This window comes from Segatella copri (assembly GCF_949820605.1).
In the GTDB taxonomy this organism is placed as follows: Bacteria; Bacteroidota; Bacteroidia; order Bacteroidales; family Bacteroidaceae; genus Prevotella.
In genome coordinates this window covers 2520153-2545406 of record NZ_CATKVU010000006.1, presented here as the reverse complement: position 1 = coordinate 2545406, position 25254 = coordinate 2520153, and the positions used below count along the sequence as shown (strand labels likewise).

The following is a 25254-nucleotide window of genomic DNA, read 5'->3' as shown; positions in this document are numbered from 1 at the left end:
ACTACCTTATATATATTTATGGTGAACGTCTGGAATTACCTCTGCTAGTGCATTGATGATTTCCTCTTCTGTTGTCCCTTTCTTCTTTACCAGAAAGATCGTATCATCGCCAGCGATAGTTCCCAGAATTTGAGGAATATCGCTATTATCTATATTATAGGCAATGCTGCTTGCATATCCCGGACGGGTTTTGATCACGACCATGTTTCCAGAGAAGTTGATAGACTGGAATCCGGTATTCACCATCATCTTGCTCACTGGAATATGGTTTGAAACTCTCTTATATAATGTGTCATTGGGCAGGACATACGCATATTTTCCACTCGAAGATGCTGCCTTTGCTACCTTGAGCAGTTTTAAGTCACGGCTCAATGTGGCTTGCGTAATCTTAAAGCCTTCTTTGTGAAGAGCCTCCAAAAGTTGGTCTTGTGAACTCAACTCCTGACTTGATATAAGCATCTTCAAAGTTTCCAATCTGCTATTCTTTGCCTTCATATGCTGTATTTTTATTCGTTTAACGGCTGCAAAATTACAATATATTTTGTAAATAACCAAATAAAATGAAAGGAAAATGCATAAAATAACATTATTTTGTCTTTTATTATGCATAAATACAGAATAAATATGCATATATTACCTTCTTTCATACAAATATTCTACACTTGGCTTTTGATGCAGAATGGCCTTTTTTTATCCATTTTAAGCTAATTATTGTAAATTATTGAAAGAAAGTTTACGGAAACCGCATCGGTTCAATTAGTTTTTGTTATCTTTGCAGACACAATTCTTAGATTATAATCAACTTAATATAAAATAAACCTTTAGAAGATGGAAAAAATGAATGTTAAACCAGCAGAAGGTAAGCTGGGAATCTTGGTTGTTGGTTGTGGCGCAGTAGCTACTACCTTCATGACCGGTGTTTTCATGACTCGTAAGGGCCTTGCGAAGCCAGTAGGTTCAATGACTCTGTACGACAAGATTCGTGTTGGCAAGGGTGCAGACAAGAAATATCTGCACTACAAGGACATCGTTCCTCTTGCAGACCTTAATGATATCGTATTCGGTACTTGGGATGTTTATCCGCAGAATGCTTATCAGGCAGCTATGTATGCTGAGGTATTGAAGGAGAAAGATATCAACCCTGTACGCGAGGAGTTGGAGAAGGTAGTACCAATGAAGGCTGCATTCGACAAGAACTATGCAAAGCGTCTTGATGGCGACAATGTGAAGGATTGCAAGACCCGCTGGGAGATGGTAGAGGCTCTTCGTCAGGATATCCGCGACTTCAAGGAGAAGAACGGTTGTGCCCGTATCGTTGTTATCTGGGCAGCATCTACCGAAATCTATGTTCCTGTAGATATGAAGATTCATGGTACATTGGCAGCACTTGAGGCTGCAATGAAGGCTGACGACCGCCAGCATGTAGCTCCATCCATGTGCTACGCTTATGCTGCTTTGACAGAGGGTGCTCCTTTCATCATGGGTGCTCCTAATACAACTGTTGATATTCCTGCTATGTGGGAACTCGCAGAGAAGACCAAGATGCCTATCGCCGGTAAGGACTTCAAGACAGGTCAGACTCTTGTCAAGAGTGGTTTCGCTCCTATCATCGGTACCCGTTGTCTCGGCTTGAATGGCTGGTTCTCTACCAATATTCTCGGCAACCGTGATGGTCTCGTTCTCGATGAACCAGCTAATTTCCATACCAAGGAGGTAAGTAAACTCTCAACTCTTGAGACAATCCTGAAACCAGAAGCTCAGCCAGATCTCTATGGTCATGGTAACGATGAAGATACTCAGTACTATCACAAGGTTCGTATCAACTATTATCCACCTCGTAACGATAACAAGGAGGGTTGGGATAATATCGATATCTTCGGCTGGATGGGTTACCCAATGCAGATTAAGATTAACTTCCTCTGCCGTGACTCTATCCTTGCTGCTCCATTGCTGCTCGACCTTACATTGTTGAGCGATCTTGCTGCTCGTGCAGGCCGTTTCGGAATCCAGCGTTTCTTGAGTTTCTTCCTCAAGGCACCTATGCACGATTATACTAAGGGTGAAGAGCCTGTAAACCATCTCTACCAGCAGTATACGATGCTGAAGAATGCTATCCGTGAGATGGGAGGTTACGAGGCCGATGAGGAAATCGACTAATTAGGTTATTTCATTTAATACTACACCTTAATTATATAAGGCATTAAATTTATATCATGGCACACCTTTGGAATGTTAGAATATCTCTCCATAGGTGTGTCTTTTTGTTTATTTATATAGAAAGTAGACATGGATTCGGTAACGAGTTTTATTTATGGTATGAGCATGATGTTCTTCTCCATGATGGCTTTCCTGTTTTGGAGAAAAGGAAAGGAGATGCTCTTTCGGATGATTATGTGGCTCATGATTGTGGTCGACCTGCAGTTGGTAAAGGACATGGTTTTCTTTCTGATTTATGGTTTTGACAACGAGCATGCGTGGTATCTTACGTCTTCGTTGGATATGATGATTATTCCGTTCTACAGCTTTGTGTTGATGGAGCTGGTGAAGCCGGGCTGGTTCAGATGGGTAAAAGCTTTGATGCTGGAATTGCCTTTCCTCTTGTTGCCGGTGTTCTATATTTTTACCCATAATATCATCTGGTTTTATGTGCTTTCTGTCTGGGGAACCATTTATGGATGCTCTACCTTTATATTGCTTATCTTTATGATTCGGAGGTATCACCGCCAGCTGAAAGAGCGCTTTTCTTATCAGGAAAATATTAATCTGAATTGGCTTCTTGCCATTCTCAATACCTTCTTCCTGATTCTTTTTTTATGGACGCTGAGCTGTTTCGTTATTAATGTGGATTACGACAATATCTATATGGTAAGCTCTCTGATACTCTGGATGCTGATAGATTATTTTGTTTATAGGCATGAGTCGGTGATAGAAGAGTTGAGCGATATAGAAATTGTACCGTTAGAGCAGAACGAAGTTGATGTTTCGGGGATGGCTGCTGAGGTGCAGCGGTTGTTCGAGGAAGATAAAATCTATCTCAATCCGAAACTGAAATTGTCTGATGTGGCGCTGGCTGTAGGTACGAACCGTACTTATCTGAGTCGCTATTTTAACCGGCAGAATGGGCAGACGTTTTATGATTATGTGAATACTTATCGTATACAGTATGCTGAGAATTTGTTGAAGTCAACGAACTTTCCTTTGCCGGAAATCGCCATCAAATCGGGATTTAATTCTATTTCTACGTTCAGAAGAGTATTTTTTGCCTCTTTTGGTTGCTCTCCTAATAAATATAGAGTAAATGCATAAGTTGTTGGTGTTTAGGTAGTTTGTAAAAATCAGTGGCACACTGAAAAATGTCAAAAGACACTTTTTGTCCATTTGAAACTTATTTTTGCTATTTTGAAACCATGGTTCTCAATTTTTTTTCTATCTTTGCACCATAGAACTTTTTGAAGAGAATATAACTCTAGCATTTACTTTTTCTAGGAATTAAAAAATAAAGGTTGGCCAACCCGTTGAGGGCAAGCCAACCTTTCTCGTTATGTATGTTATTCTTTGTTTTTTTACTTTATTCCCGGTTCCCGTTTTCATTATTCCTTGTTGCTGCCTCCGAAGATGCGGAGCAAGTAGAGGAAGAGGTTGATAAAATCGAGATACAGGGTCAAGGCTCCGATGAGTGCCAGTTTCTGTGCGCCTTCGCTCATGTCGTATTGTGTCTGGAGCATCTGCTTGATCTTCTGACTGTCCCAAGCGGTCAAGCCAACGAAGATGGCTACACCGGCGTAACTCAAAATGTACTCAAATCCCGAACTCTTCAAGAACATGTTTACTATGGTAGCGATAATCAGACCTATCAGCGCCATGAAGAGTATTTTTCCTAAAGAGGTCAAATCCTTCTTGGTAGTGTAACCATAGAAAGCCATCGCTCCGAATGTGCCGGCTGTAATAAAAAATACCTTGGCAATACTGGTCATCGTATAAACTACGAATACGGATGAAAGCATGGCACCATTCAAAACCGAGTAGACGATGAAGAGTAGGGTGGCCGTAGTCAGGGAGAGTCTCTGTAGGGCACCAGTAATGATGAATACCAGGGCGAGTTCTGCGATAATCAGGCCAAAGAGCAAGCCGCGGCTTGTCATCAAGGTCATCAGCAGGGTAGGACTGCTAGCCACACCATAGGCTGTAACGCCCGTAATCAGGAGAGCTAAGGTCATCCATGTATACACTTTGCGCATCAAAGCAGAGAAAACACCGCTTATACCTCGCTCTTTCTCATTAACAGCAAAGCCATTGCTCTGCTGGTTGTTCTGACTATTTATCAGATTGTACATTTCCTTTTCTGTCATAATTCTATTTTCTTTTGTTATTTATGGTCTATTGAATAATATAATAAGCGCAAAGATAATGCCAATTATTGAAACGAACGATAATCTCTGCGCTTTATTAACATTTATTCCGTAATTTTACGTCATTCTCAGACCCTTTATCAGGATATGATAGTTGCCGCTAGGAATGATGGTGATGTCTGTCTTCATGTCAGTCTCCTTGCGATTGAAACTGATCTGCCATTGCCATCTTAATCTCTTATCTTCTTTTTCTTCTACCAGTCTCATACGCTATTCGTTTTATTTCGAATGCAAAGATACGTCTTTTCCGTTTTCTACCTATGCGATTTGTGCGATTTGCGTGGATTCGGGAAATAAAGTGCGAAAAATATCATGGAATCATTCAGAAGAATATCTCCGAAGAATACGAAATTATCTCCGAAAGATAGCACAATATCTCCGAAGGATAAGAAATTATCTCCGAAAGATAGCAGAATATCTCCGAAGGATAAACCAAGAAGACAAATGTAGGTAATCCGATGATGAAGATATGGAAGCTGGGTTGTGGCAACGAGGTGAAGGGTGAAGGGTATATTTTAAATCTTATATTATATTCTTTTTTTAGGGTTTTTCCGATTTTTGACCCTAGGGTACCCTTTCATTTTTCCCTTGCCGCGCGTATATATAAAAAAGAGTTTTCAAACCTTCACCCTTCACCTTTTTATTTAACGTTTTATGTGTCAAATAGTTACGGGTGAAGGGTGGTGAAGGGTGTTTTTTGCTTTTTATAAACATATTTTAGGAATTCAATCCGTTTTTACATATTTTAAGCGTTTATTTTGGGTTCCGAAATGGGTATTTTTTTTAGAGAGTCCTCTTTTTTTTTATGATTTCTTTCTGCGGAAACTCCTAGAATCCAAGTCTAATCGGTATCCATGATGTATAATCCGTTAAAATATTATCAGCGAAATAAAGTTAATGGCTATGGATAAGCGTAAACTTCTAAAATATAAGTTATCTTAAAAACATTATAACCTTTTATAGTATTGTCAGCGAAATAAAGTTAATGGCTACGGATAAGCGTCAATTTTTAAATATAAATTAACTAAATTTTCGCATGTGGTTCAAGAACCTTTCAGGGCGTATGGGACAAAACTTGCGAAACTTGAGTAAATTAACTGAAAAAGCATTATAACCTTAATAGTATTGTGCGCTTGCGTATACGCCTAAGTGTGTGCACAGGCAAGCGCATATATATAGTAATGTAAGCAGCTAAAATCTCTTCCGTAAAGTCTTTATAGATGTTAAAAACCGACTAAAAAAGCAACTTTTTTGCGAAAAGATTTGGTGAAATGAAAAATAGTTAGTACTTTTGCACTCGCTTTTGAGAAATCAAGCATTACTCAAAGCAATAAAGAAAGAGTTCTTTGAAAGATTTTACATAAACAGACAAGTAGTACAAGAAGCGGTTAACTTCTTAGAAATAAGAAAGTTGACTGGGTAAAAGAAACGAACCGTCAAGCAATTGACAAGTCAGGTTTACTAAGCTTCAATAAACGTAAAGGATATTCGTCCTAAGTACAGACAACAAACACCGATTGCTTCAGCAATGAGGCAAGAAGTAAAAACAATATTTTACAATGGAGAGTTTGATCCTGGCTCAGGATGAACGCTAGCTACAGGCTTAACACATGCAAGTCGAGGGGAAACGACATCGAAAGCTTGCTTTTGATGGGCGTCGACCGGCGCACGGGTGAGTAACGCGTATCCAACCTGCCCACCACTTGGGAATAACCTTGCGAAAGTAAGACTAATGCCCAATGATATCTCTAGAAGACATCTGAAAGAGATTAAAGATTTATCGGTGATGGATGGGGATGCGTCTGATTAGCTTGTTGGCGGGGTAACGGCCCACCAAGGCGACGATCAGTAGGGGTTCTGAGAGGAAGGTCCCCCACATTGGAACTGAGACACGGTCCAAACTCCTACGGGAGGCAGCAGTGAGGAATATTGGTCAATGGGCGAGAGCCTGAACCAGCCAAGTAGCGTGCAGGATGACGGCCCTATGGGTTGTAAACTGCTTTTATAAGGGAATAAAGTGAGTCTCGTGAGACTTTTTGCATGTACCTTATGAATAAGGACCGGCTAATTCCGTGCCAGCAGCCGCGGTAATACGGAAGGTCCGGGCGTTATCCGGATTTATTGGGTTTAAAGGGAGCGTAGGCCGGAGATTAAGCGTGTTGTGAAATGTAGACGCTCAACGTCTGCACTGCAGCGCGAACTGGTTTCCTTGAGTACGCACAAAGTGGGCGGAATTCGTGGTGTAGCGGTGAAATGCTTAGATATCACGAAGAACTCCGATTGCGAAGGCAGCTCACTGGAGCGCAACTGACGCTGAAGCTCGAAAGTGCGGGTATCGAACAGGATTAGATACCCTGGTAGTCCGCACGGTAAACGATGGATGCCCGCTGTTGGTCTGAATAGGTCAGCGGCCAAGCGAAAGCATTAAGCATCCCACCTGGGGAGTACGCCGGCAACGGTGAAACTCAAAGGAATTGACGGGGGCCCGCACAAGCGGAGGAACATGTGGTTTAATTCGATGATACGCGAGGAACCTTACCCGGGCTTGAATTGCAGAGGAAGGATTTGGAGACGATGACGCCCTTCGGGGTCTCTGTGAAGGTGCTGCATGGTTGTCGTCAGCTCGTGCCGTGAGGTGTCGGCTTAAGTGCCATAACGAGCGCAACCCCTCTCCTTAGTTGCCATCAGGTTAAGCTGGGCACTCTGGGGACACTGCCACCGTAAGGTGTGAGGAAGGTGGGGATGACGTCAAATCAGCACGGCCCTTACGTCCGGGGCTACACACGTGTTACAATGGCAGGTACAGAGAGATGGTGTTCTGCAAAGCGCATCTAATCCTTAAAGCCTGTCTCAGTTCGGACTGGGGTCTGCAACCCGACCCCACGAAGCTGGATTCGCTAGTAATCGCGCATCAGCCATGGCGCGGTGAATACGTTCCCGGGCCTTGTACACACCGCCCGTCAAGCCATGAAAGCCGGGGGCGCCTAAAGTCCGTGACCGTAAGGAGCGGCCTAGGGCGAAACTGGTAATTGGGGCTAAGTCGTAACAAGGTAGCCGTACCGGAAGGTGCGGCTGGAACACCTCCTTTCTGGAGAGACGATTATCTTTAGCTATTAGTTTATAGTTAATAGTTTATAGTTTTAGTGACTGATTAAAGTTCGCTTCTCTTCTTGTACGCACCATCTGTTTAATTAAATACAGGAGACTGAGAAAGCTGTTTTTAGTTAATATTTAAAGTTAACAGTTAACAGCTCGGCTCAAGCAAAATGGTTCAACTCCACAATCTCCACTCTGTCATTAGTTGAGTTGCTTTAAACTGTCAACTTTCAACTATAAACTGACAAAAAGATCTTTGACATATTGACACAAGCAAAACTGTAAGTAATGAACTTTAGTTCAGACTAAAGTAAATCAAATCGCAAGATGAGATTTCACTTTGTTAGAATACAGCTGAAAGTATGAGCTACTTATTCGCTGTCAGGTTAAACTGATAGCAAATACAGTCGTAAAGAAAGTAAGAAAGGGCGTATGGCGGATGCCTAGGCTCACGGAGGCGATGAAGGACGTGATAAGCTGCGATAAGCTTCGGGTAGGTGCAAATAACCTTTGATCCGAAGATTTCCGAATGGGACAACCTAGCCGTCTGAAGGACGGTTACTCTTACCAATGTAAGAGAGCTAACGCAGGGAACTGAAACATCTTAGTACCTGCAGGAAGAGAAAATAAATGAATGATTCCCCCAGTAGTGGCGAGCGAACGGGGAACAGCCCAAACCGTTGACGTCGCAAGGCGCCAGCGGGGTTGTAGGACCGCGACATTGTATGCAAATCGTGAACAGAACACTTTGGAAAATGTGACCATAGACGGTGATAGTCCAGTATGTGAAGCGAAATGCAGCATAGCGGTATCCTGAGTAACGCGGGACACGAGGAATCCTGCGCGAATCTGCCGGGACCATCCGGTAAGGCTAAATACTCCCGTGAGACCGATAGCGAACGAGTACTGTGAAGGAAAGGTGAAAAGAACCCCGAGCAGGGGAGTGAAATAGTTCCTGAAACCATACGCCTACAAGCGGTCGGAGCACAGCAATGTGTGACGGCGTGCCTTTTGCATAATGATCCTACGAGTTACCGTCACTGGCGAGGTTGAGTGTCATGAGACACGTAGCCGCAGTGAAAGCGAGCCTGAAGAGGGCGCACAGTCAGTGGGGGTAGACGCGAAACCAAGTGATCTACACTTGGCCAGGATGAAGTCCCGGTAACACGGGATGGAGGTCCGCACCAATAAGCGTTGAAAAGCTTCTGGATGAGCCGAGTGTAGGAGTGAAAGGCCAATCAAACTTGGAGATAGCTCGTACTCCCCGAAAGGCATTTAGGTGCCGCGTCGGATGGTCACCGTGAGAGGTAGAGCGACCGATAGGACAAGAGGGCTTCACCGCCTATCGAGTCCTGACGAACTCCGAATGCTCACGGTCTGCAGTCCGGCAGTAAGGGGGCGGGTGCTAAGGTCCGTCCCCGAGAGGAGAAGAATCCAGACCGCCGTCTAAGGTCCCGGAGTTCTGCCTGAGTTAGTCTAACGAAGTCTGGTCCCTATGACAGCTAGGATGTTGGCTTGGAAGCAGCCATTCATTCAAAGAGTGCGTAACAGCTCACTAGTCGAGGGTCCGGGCATGGATAATAATCGGGTATAAGGCAGACACCGAAGGCGCGGGATAGCAATTTTAAAAGTATCGGTAGGGGAGCATACTCACAGCGTCGAATGGTGTACGTAAGTTATCCTGGAGCGGTGAGTAAAGCAAATGTAGGAATAAGTAACGATAAGGAGGGTTAGATTCCCTCCCGCTGTAAGACCAAGGTTTCCCGGGCAATGCCAATCAGCCCGGGGTCAGTCGGGTCCTAAGTCTAAGCCGAACGGCGATGGCGATGGCAGAGACGGTTAATATTCCGTCACTGCCGCATGGGGCGATGTGGAGACGGAGCAGTGAAACCACCGCGGGGCGACGGAAGTCCCCGTTGAAGAGTGTAGGCGTTGAGGATGGCAGGCAAATCCACCATCCGAGCTGAACTTGACAGTATGGAGTCTTCTTCGGAAGAATCCAATAGTGTGGGTAATCATACTCCCGAGAAAATCCGCTAAGCTTAACCCATGCGGCACCCGTACCGCAAACGGACACACGTGGTCGGGTAGAACATACTAAGGCGTTGAGAGATTCATGGTTAAGGAACTAGGCAAATTGACCCTGTAACTTCGGGATAAAGGGTCCTCGTGATGAGCGAGGCGCAGAGAATAGGTCCAGGCAACTGTTTAACAAAAACACAGGGCTGTGCAAACTCGAAAGATGACGTATACAGCCTGACACCTGCCCGGTGCCGGAAGGTTAAGAGGAGATGTCACTCGCAAGAGGAAGCATTGAATTGAAGCCCCGGTAAACGGCGGCCGTAACTATAACGGTCCTAAGGTAGCGAAATTCCTTGTCGGGTAAGTTCCGACCTGCACGAATGGTGTAATGATCCGGACGCTGTCTCAACCATGAGCTCAGTGAAATTGTAGTATCGGTGAAGATGCCGATTACCCGCGATGGGACGAAAAGACCCCGTGAACCTTTACTACAGCTTAGCATTGACCTTGGTCATCCGATGTGTAGGATAGGCCGGAGGCTTTGAAGCGGGAGCGCCAGCTTTCGTGGAGCCATCCTTGAAATACGGCCCTTTGGCTGTCTGAGGTCTAACGCGTGATACGCGGACACTGCTTGGTGGGTAGTTTGACTGGGGTGGTCGCCTCCAAAAGCGTAACGGAGGCTTCCAAAGGTGCCCTCGGGTCGATTGGTAACCGACCTCAAAGAGTGCAATGGCATAAGGGCGCTTGACTGGGAGGCAGACATGCCGAGCAGGCAGGAAACTGGGGCATAGTGATCCGGCGGATGTGTATGGAAACTCCGTCGCTCAAAGGATAAAAGGTACTCCGGGGATAACAGGCTGATCCCCCCCAAGAGCTCATATCGACGGGGTGGTTTGGCACCTCGATGTCGGCTCGTCACATCCTGGGGCTGGAGAAGGTCCCAAGGGTTGGGCTGTTCGCCCATTAAAGTGGCACGCGAGCTGGGTTCAGAACGTCGTGAGACAGTTCGGTCTCTATCTATCGTGGGCGTGGGAGTTTTGAGTGGTGCCGTCACTAGTACGAGAGGACCGTGATGGACAGACCTCCGGTTTACCAGTTGTGCCGCCAGGCGCACCGCTGGGTATCTGAGTCTGGATTGGATAAGCGCTGAAAGCATCTAAGTGCGAAGCCAGCCGCAAGATGAGAACTCCATTGAGGGTCGTCAAAGACGATGACGTTGATAGGATGCAGGTGTAAAGACAGCGATGTCAAAGCCGAGCATTACTAATTGCCCGAACACTTTCTTTAGGAAAGTTCATAGTTTCAACTGTATGTACAGTCTGAATGGTGCTGAAAGTTGTAATTCAACATTCAACAATCAACATTACTTATACGTTTGCTTGTGTGCAAATACGTCATAACCCATTATCAGGTGGTTATTGCGGTGAGGTTCCACCTCTTCCCATTCCGAACAGAGAAGTTAAGCTCACTTGCGCCGATGGTACTGCAATGCAATGCGGGAGAGTAGGTAGCCGCCTTCTTTTATCAAGAGCCTCGGATTTCGAAAGATTTCTGAGGCTTTTTTGTTTTTCCCACAGATTTCACAGATGCTCACAGATTTTAGACCTGTTCGGTCTGGAATTTCGCAGATTTTTATTATCTTTGTAGCATGAATAGGAAAAGAATTAAAAAGGAGTTTGCTAATTTCGGTCAGCGTATGCTACGGATGCCTCGTACCCGAGGATTCGGAGTACAATCACCTACAGCCTATTCTTTCCTGCGCAAGGTGGTTAACGAAAAGGGATTTCTCAGAATCTATTGTCAGACTCATTCTGAAATCTCCTCCTCCTATCCCCAAGATGCCTCCAAACAGAAACGTCTTCTCTTCCGCATCAGAACTGTTTATCCTAATGTAGTAGAACTCTCTGCATCTTCCCTGCTAAAGAGAGAGGATTTCCAGCAGTTTCTCTGGAATGTGTCTGATGATACGGTTTTAGTAGTTACAGACATCAATCTCGATGCAGAATATAGGAAAGTATGGCTTCGACTTGTAACAGATAATCGTACGATTTTGACCTTTAATTTGGTTGATTGCGGTATAGTTTTCTTCGATAAAACCAAATATAAGCAGAATTTTAATGTAAATTATTGATTTGTGCGTAAATTTGTTCCATAAATATTTGGAATTTAAAATAAAAGTATTACTTTTGCAGCCAAAATAATAGAAACGTTAAATTATAGAGCTATGTATTGGACACTTGAATTGGCTTCAAAGCTTGAAGATGCACCATGGCCTGCAACTAAAGAAGAGTTGATTGACTACGCAACTCGCTCTGGTGCGCCTCTAGAAGTTCTAGAGAATTTGCAGGAGATAGAAGACGAAGGCGATGTTTACGAAAGCATCGAAGACATCTGGCCTGATTATCCTTCAAAGGATGACTTCTTGTGGAATGATGACGAGTACTAATCGTTCATCGATTACGATTATCAGTATAAGATAATGGAAATGAGCCATATAGGTGATTTCTCATGAAATTCCTATATGGCTTTTTGCCGTCCATGATCAAGACACACCTGGGCTGTTTTAGCGCTAGCACACGGAGCTGAAATCAGTGAGATAAGCAGATTGTTAGGTCACGCTTCAACAGGCGTCACAGAGCGAGTTTATGCAGAAAAGAAGGTGGTATCACGCTAAACAGAGTGATACCACCTTCGATCAAATTTGTAGCCTTTATAGTCGAAACTATCAGAATATCTTGTAGTCCTTGCCAGTAAGATTAGAAATTGGCTTGAATAAACGCAATAGAATGAGCCCTATCACGATAAATGCTATTCTGACTATTACTGAACCACCCATAGTAAAACCGTGCCATACGAGGAAAATGGGTGAGCACATGAGGGCTACGATGATTAGGCACATTAGAGCTGCTAGAAATGTTTTTGGTCCCATACGTCAATAATCTAATGGAGCTATGAAATGATCATCAGGCAGGTCGTGAAAATACTTGCCATCTGCATCATTAGTCACATATGTTTCGTTTTCTGGATCTTCTGTAGCGAAATAGATTTCCAAATTCTTGAAACGATTTTTGAGAAGAACGCGGAAGTCAGTAATCAATGCGAGTTCTTCCGCTTCTATATAGAGAAAGCCTTCTGAAAGTTCGCATTTCTTGATATTACCACAGAGATTGCAAGTCCCATAGTCCACACCAAGAGCTAAGATGATGTTTCCTTCCCAATCATCGGCCTCGTCTTCTTCCATAGCAGGGCGTTCTTTCTGTTTGAAAGTCTGATAGAGGTCATATATCTCTTGCAACTCTTCTTGTTTTCCCACAATGTGGTAGCGTACTTTTATATTATGCATTTGGGATGCAAAGATAGCTAAATCTGATTCCATGTCTTGTCAATCGATTTCACTACTGTCCAATAAAAAAGGGCAATTCGATCTTTGAAACAGTTGAATTATAGTCTTTTATGCAGTATTTTGCAATGAAACGGACTTGATTTTGTACAATAGTTCGTTAATAATTCAATAATGTGCTAAGCAGCTATACGCTGTAAGCACGAGAGATCTTTGAAAATCTTGCTAATTAAAGTTCGGTTCGGGATGTACCTGCATGCTTTAAAAATTCGTCTCACCAGATAAATGTTGGTCATCAGTGACTTGAATGAAGACATAGAATATTCCATTCCCATCTCCTTCATAGTTACCTTGGCAACATTTAGTGATGTGAACGAAGCATTGAAAGCAAAATCGAGTTTCCACTTATCGCGAGCCTGGCAGTCCATAAGACCAGTATAGCCTTTGGCGTCACGAAAGCAAAATTCGATCTGAAACCTGGTTCTATAATAAAGAAGTACCTCTTCACCCGAAAGTGAGGTGTCTGTAGAGAAGAATAGTTTCTTCTTGCCATTCGGCATCTGCCAGATGACAAGTCTAACTTTACACTTGAGTGCCTTGGAATAGGCAATCAAAGTATAAGCTGTTCCTTCTATATCTTTCATCTCCATCTTCTCCATTCGAGTGAGGTCAAGATTCTTCATATCAATCTTGCCATCCTTGGTCTTGGGGCGATCACGTTTTCCAGTACGTGGACCAGTATAGACATAAAAGAGACAAGCATTGTCACGAAAGCGGCTTATCAAAGAGAAACCTTCTTTCTTTATCCCATTAACAAATGTACTTGTAGAGAAGTAAGCATCTGCAACTATGAGGGTTGAGAGTTTAAGAAGTTCCTTGCGGTAACGCTTAATGACGCTGATATAGAAATCTACCATAGTCTTGTTTCTAAGACTCAGTTCTTTATTATTTAGCGACTGGTGGGCTCTTAACATCATGCAGTCTTTGGTATCAATATCAATGAGTCCAATACCCATGATTTCGAGACCATGTTTAACAGACTGAGCACATCCTGACCAAAAACGACCGATATGTGGTGTTTTCTTGCCAGCTTTACTGATGTAGCTGGGATCAATGGCAATAGCCCATCTTCCCTGTTTACCCAAGAAGCGCTTGGCAAGTGAGACATTAAGTTTGAGCCAATCAATTCACTTCGACTTTTTCAAGCCGAATGCGTTGCGATAGGTTTGCTCAACATGCAAGCCATACCTCCCCATTTGGGTGAAATTTATCTTTCTTGGTATTACCATGAACAAAATTATCACCTCGATGAGTATTTTCTCGAAACTTTTTGTTATCTTTGCAGCTGAATCTTCAACTGCATCTTTAAAGATATCCATATATTGGTCAAGTCCTGTATTCATGTAATATTGTATTTGTCGTGATCTACAAAGTTACTGAAAATCAGCGACTTGACCAACTTTTTACAGTTAAGTTTTCATAAGCATTTCTTAATATAAGTTATTGATTTACAGACGATTAAATATTAATTTAACGCAGTATTGATTAATAAAGAATATACTACCGCTGATATATGCGCAACAAATTGTGACGCTTGTGATTCATTTCCCTTGAAATCCTTAACAAATACAGCTAAGGTATAGCAGACCTTATTAGGCAGACATATATAGGCTACATCATTCTGAGCTGCAAGAATACCATTTTCATTGACACCAGAACCTGTCTTATGTGCTATTACAACCCCTTCTTTATCAAGAAGTGGAGCTACTATCCTATCTATACCTGTTTTACATTCTTTCAATGCATTCTTAATGAAATCTTGTTTCTCATTACTGATAAGACTTTCTGTAAACAAACGATTCATCAACATTGCAGCACCAAGAGGAGATGTGTAATTAGAGTAAGCTTTGTCATGGTCAGCGGACATTTCCTCTTCTGTATAAGCTATCTGAAAACTCGAACGTGGTATGAGTTTCGCTATAAAACTGTCTGTTTGTGCAGTATTGAGCATATTCTTAAACATGATATTGCTTGCATTATTGTCGCTCTGGGAAAGAGTATAGCGCAACAGATCTCTTACTGTCAACGATATAACTGGTGCTGAATAATCTTTCATCATAGGGCTCCATGTCTTTGGATCAAGTTTTTCCCTATTTATCTTTACCAAGGTATCAAGGGAAAGGCCTTTTTTGTCAAAATCATTGCAAAGAGCTAATGCCTGATGAACCTTAAATACACTCATCATAGGATAAATGCTTTTATTATTAACACTAACCGTATCTGTGTTATTAATAATAACCGCCACACCAATTTCACCAGGACAAGCCGAGACAATCTGAGAAATGCTATCAGTCAAAACATCTGTTAATGGAGGATTCGCGCTACCTTTTGTAGCTGATTTACAGGACAATGAGAACACCAAGATGAAGATGCAAACTAAAGCTTTACACAAAACTACGATTTGCTTTTTTCTGTTTTTTTTTATGTTTCTTAATTCCGCAACACTATATTTAACATTATTTATAAGTGCCTGAGCAACAAAAAGTTACCCAGGATTTTGCCATGTCAGAATTTTCACTTACCTTAGTGTTGCGAAAAGAAGACAAGCAAAACTCTAATATGACATGGCAAAGATACAAATAAAATCCGAGAAACTCACTCCTTTTGGGGGAATTTTTTCTATTATGGAGCAATTTGATGCTCTTTTAGCTCAAACCATAGATTCCTCCTTGGGATTGAGATGCACTATGTTTGGTTATCAATATAGCGAGATTCTACGCTCTCTGATGTGCGTATATCTTTGTGGTGGCTCATGTATTGAGGATGTTACAACTCACTTGATGAAACATTTGTCTCTTCATCCAACTCTTCGCACTTGCAGCGCAGACACCATATTACGTGCTATCGAAGAACTGACTTGTAAGAACATCACCTATAAATCTGCTTCTGGCAAATCCTATGATTTCAATACTGCAGACAAGATGAACTGCTTACTGGTTAATGCCCTGCTTGCTACTGGCCAATTGAAATCCGATCAAGAGTATGATTTTGACTTTGCCCATCAGTTCATCGAAACAGAGAAGTATGATGCAAAACCAACCTACAAGAAGTTCTTGGGCTATAGTCCAGGCGTAGCTGTCATTAACGACATGATTGTTGGTATTGAAAATAGAGACGGTAACACAAACGTGCGCTTCAACCAAAGAGAGACTTTGGAAAGAATCTTCAAGCGACTGGAGTCATCGGAAGTATATATATCCCGTGCCCGCATGGATTGCGGCTCATGCTCGGAGGAAATCGTAGATATGATAGAGGCTCATTGCAAGCATTTTTATATTCGTGCCAACAGGTGCTCTTCCTTCTATGATTCCATGTTTGCCTTGACTGGATGGAAAACTGTTGAAATCAACGGTATTGAGTTTGAGCAGAATTCCATCCTTGTTGAGAAATGGAAAGGGAAACCGTATCGTCTTGTCATACAGAGACAAAGGCGAATAGAGGGAGACCTTGACATTTGGGAAGGCGAATATACCTACAGATGTATACTGACTAACGATTACAAGTCGAGTGCAAGAGACATCGTAAAATTCTACAATCTTCGTGGTGGCAAGGAACGTATCTTCGATGACATGAACAATGGCTTTGGCTGGAATCGATTGCCAAAATCGTTCATGGCACAGAATACTGTATTCCTGCTTATGACAGCTCTCATCAGAAACTTCTACAAAGCTATTATGCAGAGATTGAAAACTCGTGAATTTGGATTGCGTGCCACCAGCAGGATCAAGGCCTTTGTTTTCAAGTTCATCTCTGTTCCTGCAAAATGGATTAAGACATCACGCAGGCATGTATTGAACCTTTTACTCAGACAACAATACTTATGCCAACCTGTTCAAGACAGACTTTGGTTAAAGACCATGCTTTTCTGGTTAAACCAGCGTATTACCTCAAGTCGCTTTATGGAGTAAGGGGATTTAGTGTCTGCGACATTTCTGTTGTGCAAGAAATATGTACTATAAAATGAATTTTGTCGCTTTGAAACCAAAATCCCACTAAATCCTATAGGTTGCGGATTTGAGGTAAAGAAGGTTACACAAAAGAACAAATAGCGAAACTTATGTTTATAAATGGTCGTCATCGTAAGACTTCTGACTATTCTCTATATTGGCGAGCCGGAAACTCCATTGTCGTGCAGGTCTTGTCCGCAGTCTTTACTGCAATAATCAAGCAGTATCCAGATTCATTCGGAGAATTTGCCTGTATGTCTCTTAAAGAGTGAAAAACTGCCACGAAAAAAGAGTATCAACGTCGATATTATGCCAGTCATAAGGAAGAACTACAACGCAAGAGCCGTGAGTACCACAGACAGCTAAGAGTGAATAAAAATAAGTGATTGTGGAAAATATTTGCAAAGTTTTCTACATAAAAAAAGTTAATTAAATCGGCGGGGTGTTACACATATCGCTGATTTTTTGTATTTTTGCACCATTAAAGAAAGAAAACGATATGGCAGAAATAGCAAACCGTATATACGAGACAAGTGAAGGGCAGATTCTCTTCATCTCAGACTTCTCTGACATCAATGATAATGAGAAGGTGGTAAGTCGTGCACTTTCTGTAGAAGAAAAAAAGGGAAATATAGTTCGATTAGCTAATGGGGTTTATCTTCGCCCTAAGAATACCCGATTTGGGATAGTCTATCCATCAATAGATGAAATGGTGATGGCTATAGCCCAGCGAGATAAGGTACAAATACAACCTTCAGGAGTTACAGCGCTCAACAAACTTGGACTCTCAACACAGGTGCCTACAAAATATACTTATCTGACATCGGGAAGTGGAAGAGTCTTGACTCTTGGAAATCGGACTATAGAGTTGAAGAGAAGTGTTCCTAAGAACTTTGCTTTTCAGACAGTGTTGGCAGCGCTTCTTGTACAAGCTCTTAGAACATTAGGACAAAAGAATGTAGGTAATCAAGAACTCTCTACCATAAGAAAATTGGTCAATGAAGAGGAACATAAAGACTTGTTTGTACAAGACCTTACTCTCATGCCAGTATGGATGAGAAAGCTGATAACTGATATAATAGATAAAAACGAGCATTATGACACTTTGGTTAAATCACACAATAGATGAACGAATAGCAATGTTGCAACGTGCGGAAGAGAAGTTTCGTATTAATCAGGTTGCAATTGAAAAGGACTGGTGGGTAACTGTGGTGCTCAACGCTCTTTTCAAATGTTCATGTGCAGATCAACTCATCTTTAAGGGAGGTACAAGTCTCAGTAAAGGATGGAATTTGATAGAAAGATTCAGTGAGGATATAGACTTATCTGTAAGCCATGAATTCTTCGGTATAGAGAAGACGACAAAGAATCAGCGTGAAAAACTTCGCAAGAAGGCACGTAGGTATTTTCTTGATACAGTTTCAGCAGAGTTGGATGAAAATCTAAAGAAACTTGGTGTGGAAGGATACCATATAGAAAATGTAGTAGAGGAAATTGATGAGGATGGTAAGGCAAGTCCCGTTGCAAGTGATAAGGATCCGTCTGTCATTCTCGTTCATTATGAGTCTATGCTTGGTCATACGATAGAGTATATTCCGCCAAGAGTTAAGATAGAGATTAGTTGCTTGTCTATGAATGAACCTACGGAAGACCGTTTGATTTCATCATATATTGAGCAGACTTTCCCTGGAGAAGATGCGGCGGCTACAGCTACGGTCAGAACAGTTGTGCCTACTCGAACATTCCTAGAGAAGGCATTCCTGCTATGCGAGGAGTTTCAGAAACAGACTCCTCGTCATGTCCGAATGTCTAGACATCTTTATGATCTCGAACGCTTGATGGATACAGGATTTGGCAAACAAGCCCTGCAGGATATTGATTTGTATGAGCGTATAGTTAAGCATCGTTCCATATACTATGCTGTTGGGTATGTAGATTATTCTAAGTTGATGCCTAGTGAGATTGATTTCGTTCCTAGGCAAGAGTTGATGAAGGATTGGGAAGGTGATTATGCAGAGATGTGTAACCACTTTATCTATGGTCAGACTTTATCTTTCGAAAAACTTTTAGAGCGAATCAAGGAGTTGCAAGATAGGTTTAGAAAAGCCTTTTAGCGACTTTTACTCCTTAATAAAATGTTCAATAAAAAAGTTAGAAGGCTATAAGTGTTTGGTATTCAGCCCTAATATTCCTCTGGAATGATGACGAGTATTAATCTCGATGATAGGGCTGCTCTCTTATAAGAGGGTAGCCTTTTTCATCTTTTGTTTCTTGCTTATATATAATAATGTGTAAGAAATTCCGTTATCTTATTGTGTTGAAAAGATTTATCATTATATGGATTCTGCTAGTGGGGGTGCTCGAAATGAGGGCACAGTATGATCCTTCCTTCAGTCATTATTTTGACATGGAACCATCATTCAATCCTGCTGCTGTGGGTAAGCAGTCGAAACTCAATGTTGCGGCGGCCTACGCACTTGATATGGCTGGATTCGAACATAACCCCCGTACCTTTCAGGTGGCGGCTGACATGCCTTTCTTCTTGCTCAATCACCGGCATGGAGTAGGCTTGTCGCTACAGAATGACCAGATTGGTCTTTTTACTCATCAGCGACTGGCTTTACAGTATGCTTTGCAGAATAAACTCCTGGGTGGAACGCTGAGCGTGGGTGTGCAAGGAGGCATGCTGAGTGAGAAGTTTGATGGAAGCAAGGTGGATTTGGGAGAAAGTGGTGACCCTGCCTTTTCTACTTCAGACGTAAATGGAAGCGGAATGGATTTGAGTCTGGGTCTGTATTATCAGCATAAGGCCTGGTATGTAGGACTTTCTGCCCAGCATCTTACATCGCCTACGATAAATCTAGGTGAGACCAACGAATTGAAAATAGATGCCACATATTATTTGACAGGTGGATACAATATTCGACTGAGAAATCCGTTCTTAACAATAAAGCCGTCTGTTCTTGTTACAACAGATGGTACCACATGGCGAGGCGACCTGACAGGAAGATTGGTTTACCAATATGAAAAACGGATGTTGTATGGTGGAGTAACCTATAGTCCGGACAGATCGGTAACCGTGCTGGTAGGCGGTAGTTTCCATGGGGTAGTGCTTGGTTACAGTTACGAGGCATACACCTCTAAACTCAGTGCCGGAAATGGCAGTCATGAACTCTTTGTAGGGTATCAGACCGATATCAACCTGACCAAGAAAGGCAGAAACCGTCATCAGAGCGTCAGAATATTATAATGTAAATAGAAATAAGAACATAGTAGAATCATAAAACAATGAAGAAAAGTATATTGCTCCTTAGTGCATTCGCTATATTGCTCACCTTGAGCGGCTGCTTCGGTGCCAAGCAAGCTTCTGTTGCAGGCAGAGGTGGCGAGGTGGTTGGCGTGAGCGGTAGAAGCTTTGTAGAGCCAGCCCCTTATGGTATGGTAAAGATAAACCGTGGCTTCCTGAAAATGGGAATGGAGACCCAAGACTCACTCTGGGGAATGAAAACACCACGCAAGGATGTGTCGGTGGATGGATTCTGGATGGATGATACCGAAATCACCAATTCAGAATATAAGCAGTTTGTGGCTTATGTGCGCGATTCTATTCTTCGTACCCGTCTGGCTGATCCTGCTTATGGAGGCGACGAGACTTACATGATTACTGAAGATAAGAATGGCGATCCGGTTACACCTCATGTAAACTGGAAGAAAGCGCTGCCTAAGAAACCTAATGAGGATGAGCAGAGAGCTTTTGAAAGTCTGTATGAAACCAATCCGGTTACAGGAGAAAAACTCATCGACTGGCGCCAGCTTAACTATAAATACGAAATCTATGATTATACAGCTGCGGCTCAGCGTAAGTTCCGTCTGAATCCCCAGGAACGTACCTTCAACACCGATGTGAAGATAAATCCGGACGAGGTGGTGATGATTTCAAAAGATACCGCTTATTATGATGATGAGGGTAGAGTGGTGCGTGAGACCATCAACCGTCCGCTTTCAGGACCATGGGACTTCCTGAATACCTATATCGTGAATGTTTATCCTGACACTACCTGTTGGGTAAACGACTTCAGAAATGCAGAGAATGAAACCTATCTGAGAAGTTATTTCAGCAATCCTGCGTATAATGACTATCCGGTAGTAGGTGTTACCTGGGAACAGGCAAATGCCTTCTGCGCCTGGAGAACAGACTATCTTTTGAAGGGCTTAGGTCCTGAAGCAAGATTTGTGCAGCGTTACCGTCTGCCAACCGAGGCAGAATGGGAATATGCTGCAAGAGGCAAGAACCAGAATGAATTTCCTTGGGACAATGCGGATGTGAAGAATGGGGATGGCTGTTTTTACGCCAATTTCAAACCAGACAGGGGCAACTATACCAAAGACGGCAACCTGATAACCAGTAAGGTGGCTATCTATTCGCCAAATTCTAATGGACTTTACGATATGGCTGGTAATGTGGCAGAGTGGACAAGTACCGTTTATACAGAGGCGGGTGTTGACGCAATGAGCGATTTTAACCCAACTTTACAGTATAATGCTGCCATAGAAGATCCTTACCGTTTGAAGAAGAAGAGTGTAAGAGGTGGTTCCTGGAAAGACCCTGAGTCGTTTATCCGTTCGGCATGGCGCACTTTCGAGTACCAGAATCAGCCTCGCTCATACATCGGATTCCGTTGCGTGAGAAGTCTTGCTACTACGGCAAGCGGAAAACAGAAACCATTGAAGAATAAGAATAGGAGATAAATAATATGAGCTATTATAGCAAATTCAATATCGTATACCGCTTGCAGAAGTGGATGGATAGTGTGCCGGGTCAGACATTCCTTAACTATGCTTACAGTTGGGGTGCCTCTATCGTAATCGCTGGTACCCTCTTTAAGTTGACCCATCTTCCTGGTGCCAATCTCATGCTTTTCTTAGGTATGGGAACCGAGATTTTCGTGTTCTTCCTTTCTGCTTTCGACCGTCCTTTCGACAAGACAGCCGAAGGTAGAGACTTGCCTACCCATGCTACAGAGGAGTATCTGGAAGGAAAGGTGTCGGCTGAAGAAATGATGACAGCCAAGAATCGTTCTGAAACCATTCAACCTCAGGTTGCTTCTCCTGTCTCTCCTGTAATGGCTGCTGCGCCAGAACTGACTCCACTTAATCCTGAGGTGGTGGAAGTTCAGAACAGCTACGTAGAACAGTTGAAGAGCCTGGTAGAAACCTTGAGTAAGGTAAACGAACAGAGTAGCCGACTGACTCGTGACAGCGAGGAGATGGAGAATCTGAACCGTACCTTGACAGGTATCAGCAGGGTATACGAGATGCAGCTGAAAAGTGCCAGCCAGCAGATTGGTACCATTGACCAGATCAATGAGCAGACCAAGATGATGGCAAAGCAGATAGAACAGTTGAACAAGATTTATACCCGTATGATTGATGCCATGACCATCAATATGCGTGTGGCGGCTCCTCATGTAACAAGTGAAGAGTAAAGACGAAGAAAATAAATAGAATCAAGCAAATTTATATCCATGGCAATCAAGAAAAGACCGGTTTCGCCTCGCCAGAAGATGATTAACCTGATGTATGTCATCCTGATGGCTATGTTGGCGCTGAATACTCCTACAGATGAGGAATTCGGTGTCAAAGGCAAGTCTGTTGTCGAGAAAATCAAGAAAAGTCTTGCCGATGATGGGAAGAAATCGGATGAGGAGAAGAAAAATATAGATTTGGTAGAACTGAATGTGAATGAACTCGATGCATTCGTTATTCCAGAGAAAACAACCCTCTATGCCGGTGAACGTTTCAATTCGCATGTGGTGATGGCTGCAATAGACAGTACACAGCGCCCGGAAATCTATGTGAATGGTAGTAGGCTGAATGCCGAGAATGGCAGATACAGTTTTGTGGCAGGTGGCGTAGGTGAGCACCAGTTTGGCGGTTACATTCTGATGAGAGGCAAGAATGGCGAGATGATGCGACGCAATTTCGTTCAGAAATACACCGTATTGCCTGTTCCTAATACAGCTACAGTTGCTGCCGACCTGATGAATGTGCTCTATGCAGGCTATGCCAATCCTATCAGCATCAGCGTTCCTGGTGTTCCGGCAAATGCTATCTCTGCTTCCATGACAGGCGGTTCTTTCGTAGCTAAGGGCAATGGTCATTTCGTGGCTACACCTTCAGCGGTGGGTAAGGATGTTACCATCCATGTGACAGCCCGCGATAAGGGACAGGTGAGAAGTCTGCCTCCATTCGTATTCCATGTAAGAAAACTTCCTGACCCAACAGCTTATATTGCGATGGGTACAGACAGATTTAGAGGAGGTGCTCTATCGAAAGGTGCTCTGATGGGTGCTCCAGGCATTCATGCAGCCATAGATGACGGACTCCTTGATATTCCGTTTAAGGTACTGGGCTTCGAAACCGTATTCTTCGATAATATGGGAAATGCCATACCTTTGGCTTCGGCGGGTTCCAATTTCTCAGAACGACAGCGCGAAGAGTTCAGAAAACTGTCAAGAAACCGACGCTTCTATATCTCGCATATCAAGGCTGTAGGTCCTGATGGAATTACCCGAAATCTGCCGGCAGCAATGGAAGTTATCGTCAGGTAAGTGAAGAGTTCAACGGCTTTACTTATCATAAAGTTCAAAGTTCAATGTTCAAAGTTCAATGTAATGAAAAAGATATTATTCATATTCATGCTTTTGGGAATGGTGCAGAGCATCATGGCACAGCCAGCGGCTCGCAGAAAGCAGGCTCAGCAAAAGGCACAACAGTCGAATGCTGACAATATGACCTTGCGTGCCAAACTCTATTTCCCTACAGCTATTCCGATGGATGAGGACGTGGTTTGGAGAAGAGACATCTATCGTGAACTCAATCTCACAGATGATGCCAATGCAGCCTTGTATTATCCTGTAGAGCCAACAGATGGTAAGATGAATCTCTTTACCTATATCTTTAAACTGATGTTTACGGGTAGAGTGCCTGTTTATCAGTATCGTATGGATGGTAATGAAGATTTTTCTGCCGCCAACCGTCTTACTCCGAAAGCATTCGTAGATAATTATCATATCTACTACGAGAAGACTGATAATGGAAAGGTGCATATTGATGACAGCGATATTCCGTCAGCAGAAGTGAAGTCGTACTATGTGAAGGAGACTTCTTATTATGACCAGAAAACTGCTTCTTTCCATACCAAGGTATTGGCTTTGTGCCCTATCATGACCCGTAATGATGACTTTGGAGATGTAGGAAATAAGTATCCGCTCTTCTGGGTGAAGTATGATGATCTGGCTCCTTTCCTGGCTAAGCAGCAGCTGATGACCAGTAATGTGAACAATGCTGCTGTGATGAGTGCAGAAGATTATTTTACCAAGAATCTGTATCGGGGTAAAATCTATAAAACCAATAATATGCAGGGCAATACCCTGGCACAATACTGTCCTTCGGATACAGCCATGGCGAAAGAACAGAAACGCATAGAAGCTGAGTTGGTTGCCTTTGAGAAGAATATCTGGGGTAATCAGGCTCGGAAGGATTCTCTTGACAGTATTGCCAAGGCAGAAAAGAATATGGATGCCAAGACTCTGAAGAAAAGCCGTAACAGAAGAAGTGGTTCTGCATCTAAACCAGCTAAGACTTCTACTGTTAAAAAACGCAGATTAGGAGGAAGCAATGTTTCTTCTGGTGGCTCAGCTAGGGTAACGGTTCGTAGAGAGCGTCATTAATTTATATAAGAATTAAAGTAAATATAGAATGAAGAAAGTTTTATCAGTATTAATGGTTGTAGCAGCCATGATGTTTGCTACAAATGCTAATGCCCAGATTAAGTTTGGTTTGAAGGGCGGTTTGGATGTTACTAATATGTCTTTGAGTAACGATGTATTTGATGCATCTAACAAGACTGGTTTCTTTGTTGGTCCAATGGTAAAGGTTACTATCCCTATTGTTGGCTTGAGTTTTGATGCTGCTGCCTTGTACGATCAGAAGGAAGCTAAGGTGTCTGTAGATGATGCAGAGACAACGATGACTCAGAAATCTCTTAATATTCCTGTAAACGTACGTTATGGCTTTGGTTTGAGCAGCTTGGCTAATGTTTTCGTTTTCGCTGGTCCACAGTGGGGTATCAACGTTGGCGACAAGAACTTCGAGTGGGATAAATCAGGCTGCTATTCTCTGAAGAAAACAAACTTCAGTGTAAACGTAGGTTTGGGTGTTACCCTGCTGAGCCATCTCCAGCTTTCTGCAAACTATAACATTGCTTGCGGTAAGACTGCAGATGTTACCTGGAAGGAAACAAGCGAAAAGATTGTGAATGGTAACAGTAAGAATAACAGTTGGCAGATTGCTTTGGGTTATTGGTTCTAATCTTGTA

The 25254-nt window shown here is 42.8% G+C and carries 18 protein-coding genes, 3 rRNA genes and 2 pseudogenes; 16 read left to right on the top strand and 7 right to left on the bottom strand.

The genetic code is table 11. The features are described 5' to 3' along the window. Positions 1–6 precede the first annotated feature (6 nt). Positions 7–495 carry an arginine repressor gene (gene argR / locus RCO84_RS11735; protein ID WP_117694687.1) on the bottom strand — a complete coding sequence of 163 codons (489 nt, stop codon included), beginning with the start codon at positions 493–495 and terminating at the stop codon, positions 7–9. A 333-nt stretch (positions 496–828) separates the two neighbouring features. Here argR and RCO84_RS11730 point away from each other — a divergent pair, with 333 nt between their 5' ends. Continuing rightward, complete coding sequence (locus RCO84_RS11730) at positions 829–2157, top strand: inositol-3-phosphate synthase (RefSeq protein ID WP_317585165.1); 1329 nt, start codon at positions 829–831, stop codon at positions 2155–2157. A 129-nt stretch (positions 2158–2286) separates the two neighbouring features. After that, complete coding sequence (locus tag RCO84_RS11725) at positions 2287–3306, top strand: helix-turn-helix domain-containing protein (RefSeq protein WP_317585163.1); 1020 nt, start codon at positions 2287–2289, stop codon at positions 3304–3306. A 284-nt stretch (positions 3307–3590) separates the two neighbouring features. Here RCO84_RS11725 and RCO84_RS11720 read toward each other — a convergent pair whose 3' ends face one another. Beyond that, positions 3591–4349 (bottom strand): Bax inhibitor-1/YccA family protein, encoded by a 759-nt coding sequence (locus RCO84_RS11720; protein ID WP_317585161.1) that lies wholly within the window; start codon positions 4347–4349, stop codon positions 3591–3593. A 117-nt stretch (positions 4350–4466) separates the two neighbouring features. Beyond that, complete coding sequence (locus tag RCO84_RS11715; protein WP_317585159.1) at positions 4467–4616, bottom strand: hypothetical protein; 150 nt, start codon at positions 4614–4616, stop codon at positions 4467–4469. A gap of 1349 nt (positions 4617–5965) precedes the next feature. Between RCO84_RS11715 and RCO84_RS11710 the strand changes: the two genes are divergently transcribed. The 5 genes from RCO84_RS11710 to RCO84_RS11690 all read left to right on the top strand — a co-directional run bounded on the left by RCO84_RS11710 (position 5966) and on the right by RCO84_RS11690 (position 11973). Further along, positions 5966–7497, top strand: a 16S ribosomal RNA gene (locus RCO84_RS11710). 420 nt (positions 7498–7917) lie between these two features. Beyond that, positions 7918–10814 (top strand): 23S ribosomal RNA (locus RCO84_RS11705). Between the two features lie 120 nt (positions 10815–10934). Then, positions 10935–11047 (top strand): 5S ribosomal RNA (rrf, locus tag RCO84_RS11700). Together the 16S, 23S and 5S rRNA genes form the textbook arrangement of a ribosomal RNA operon. 128 nt (positions 11048–11175) lie before the next feature. Continuing rightward, positions 11176–11658, top strand: coding sequence for a hypothetical protein (locus tag RCO84_RS11695; RefSeq protein ID WP_144155766.1), 483 nt, complete (start codon positions 11176–11178; stop codon positions 11656–11658). 93 nt (positions 11659–11751) lie between these two features. Next, positions 11752–11973, top strand: coding sequence for a DUF2795 domain-containing protein (locus RCO84_RS11690; protein ID WP_006848869.1), 222 nt, complete (start codon positions 11752–11754; stop codon positions 11971–11973). Positions 11974–12459: 486 nt separating this feature from the next. On the opposite strand, the gene RCO84_RS11685 is transcribed toward RCO84_RS11690, so the two are convergent. The 4 genes from RCO84_RS11685 to RCO84_RS11670 form a co-directional block, all read right to left on the bottom strand. Continuing rightward, on the bottom strand, positions 12460–12903 hold the full coding sequence (locus RCO84_RS11685) for a hypothetical protein (protein ID WP_144155764.1): 444 nt from the start codon (positions 12901–12903) through the stop codon (positions 12460–12462). Positions 12904–13046: 143 nt separating this feature from the next. After that, complete coding sequence (locus RCO84_RS11680) at positions 13047–14012, bottom strand: transposase (RefSeq protein WP_264909558.1); 966 nt, start codon at positions 14010–14012, stop codon at positions 13047–13049. 42 nt (positions 14013–14054) lie between these two features. Continuing rightward, positions 14055–14270 carry a hypothetical protein gene (locus RCO84_RS11675; RefSeq protein ID WP_317585158.1) on the bottom strand — a complete coding sequence of 72 codons (216 nt, stop codon included), beginning with the start codon at positions 14268–14270 and terminating at the stop codon, positions 14055–14057. A 122-nt stretch (positions 14271–14392) separates the two neighbouring features. Beyond that, positions 14393–15352 (bottom strand): CfxA family broad-spectrum class A beta-lactamase, encoded by a 960-nt coding sequence (locus RCO84_RS11670; RefSeq protein WP_144152522.1) that lies wholly within the window; start codon positions 15350–15352, stop codon positions 14393–14395. A gap of 139 nt (positions 15353–15491) precedes the next feature. Between RCO84_RS11670 and RCO84_RS11665 the strand changes: the two are divergent. The 9 genes and pseudogenes from RCO84_RS11665 (at position 15492) to RCO84_RS11625 (ending at position 25247) form a co-directional block, all read left to right on the top strand. Next, positions 15492–16779: pseudogene (locus RCO84_RS11665) on the top strand (IS1380 family transposase). A gap of 594 nt (positions 16780–17373) precedes the next feature. Continuing rightward, positions 17374–18003, top strand: a complete 630-nt coding sequence (locus RCO84_RS11660; RefSeq protein WP_089543958.1) for a DUF6088 family protein — start codon at positions 17374–17376, stop codon at positions 18001–18003. Then, the gene (locus RCO84_RS11655; protein WP_118254536.1) at positions 17972–18988 is read left to right on the top strand and encodes a nucleotidyl transferase AbiEii/AbiGii toxin family protein; all 1017 of its coding nucleotides are present in this window, start codon (positions 17972–17974) and stop codon (positions 18986–18988) included. Before RCO84_RS11660 ends, RCO84_RS11655 begins: the two co-directional genes overlap by 32 nt. A 173-nt stretch (positions 18989–19161) precedes the next feature. Beyond that, positions 19162–20124 carry a PorP/SprF family type IX secretion system membrane protein gene (locus RCO84_RS11650; RefSeq protein WP_182429205.1) on the top strand — a complete coding sequence of 321 codons (963 nt, stop codon included), beginning with the start codon at positions 19162–19164 and terminating at the stop codon, positions 20122–20124. A gap of 38 nt (positions 20125–20162) precedes the next feature. Beyond that, the gene (porK, locus tag RCO84_RS11645; RefSeq protein WP_119237483.1) at positions 20163–21623 is read left to right on the top strand and encodes a type IX secretion system lipoprotein PorK/GldK; all 1461 of its coding nucleotides are present in this window, start codon (positions 20163–20165) and stop codon (positions 21621–21623) included. 5 nt (positions 21624–21628) lie between these two features. Continuing rightward, a complete protein-coding gene (porL, locus tag RCO84_RS11640) occupies positions 21629–22360 on the top strand; it encodes a type IX secretion system motor protein PorL/GldL (protein WP_264913973.1) in 732 nt (243 codons plus the stop codon). 228 nt (positions 22361–22588) lie between these two features. Continuing rightward, a pseudogene (porM, locus tag RCO84_RS11635) lies at positions 22589–23485 on the top strand (type IX secretion system motor protein PorM/GldM); the annotation flags it as partial. A 63-nt stretch (positions 23486–23548) separates the two neighbouring features. Further along, positions 23549–24607, top strand: coding sequence for a type IX secretion system ring protein PorN/GldN (gene porN / locus RCO84_RS11630; protein WP_317585156.1), 1059 nt, complete (start codon positions 23549–23551; stop codon positions 24605–24607). A gap of 28 nt (positions 24608–24635) precedes the next feature. Further along, on the top strand, positions 24636–25247 hold the full coding sequence (locus RCO84_RS11625) for a porin family protein (protein WP_317585155.1): 612 nt from the start codon (positions 24636–24638) through the stop codon (positions 25245–25247). The last annotated feature ends 7 nt before the right edge of the window (positions 25248–25254 follow it).